At 63.3% G+C, this 449-nt stretch carries 1 protein-coding gene; it reads left to right on the top strand.

What is annotated here, in order from left to right:
• Positions 1–279, top strand: a 279-nt coding sequence (locus tag ACZYSP_RS35285; protein ID WP_489019195.1) for an Lrp/AsnC ligand binding domain-containing protein, incomplete at its 5' end; no start/stop codon positions are given.
• Positions 280–449 lie beyond the last annotated feature (170 nt).

The raw sequence follows: 449 nt of genomic DNA, 5'->3' as shown, positions 1-449 counted from the left end.
AAGACGCTGCTGGTGTTCGTCGAGATCAAGCTCTCGGCCAAGTACGGCGACGTGTTCGACAAGGTGCGCAAGGAACTGCTTCACATGCCCGATGTGCTCGAATGCCACCTGGTGTCAGGCAGCTTCGACTACCTCGTGAAGGCGCGGCTCAGCGGCATGAGCGAGTACCGGCACCTGCTGGGCGACATCCTGCAGAAGCTGCCGGTGGCGGCCGAGTCGCACAGCTACGTGGTGATGGAAGAAATCAAGGAAACGCTGATGCTGGCCGTCGACCGCTGAACCGATGCGCACGAACCACGACATTCCCGACATCGCCATCCGGCCCTGGCGACTCGACGACTTCGACGCGGTGAAGGCCATCCTCGACGACACCTACTCCGGCACCTGGCTGCCGCAGCACACGCCCGAGGCCGCGAAGGCCTACAAGGAGATCGTCGAGCCCGTGGGCT

This window comes from Variovorax sp. F042, assembly GCF_057814215.1.
Note: the sequence above shows the minus strand (reverse complement) of the source record. Positions and strands in the feature narration are given on the sequence as shown.